This is a genomic window from Neptunomonas sp. ABH4_499 (assembly GCF_056160565.1).
Genome location: NZ_JBSWXK010000061.1, coordinates 1 through 246 on the forward strand (window position 1 = coordinate 1; position 246 = coordinate 246).

The 246-nt window shown below is 56.5% G+C and carries 1 protein-coding gene; it reads left to right on the forward strand.

What is annotated here, in order from left to right; translation table 11 throughout:
• Positions 1 to 246 (forward strand): hypothetical protein (locus ACXAF9_RS18235; RefSeq protein ID WP_475076869.1); only part of this gene is annotated, 246 nt, incomplete at both ends.

Below are 246 nucleotides of genomic sequence, written 5' to 3' on the forward strand. Positions count from 1 at the left end.
AGATCATCGATACCGCACCTGTGGCGCAGGACGATGCGGCGTCTATTACAGAAGACTCTGTCTCTGTAACGGGTAACGTATTGACCTCAGCCGGCGCTGGTGCAGGCGATGTGGCGGATACCCAAAATGCAGATACGCCTATCACAGTCACGTTAGTAGACGGTGCGGCGGTGACGGATACAACTCCGGCCACCATCACAGGTACGTACGGTACCCTGACGCTGAACAGCGATGGCACCTACACCT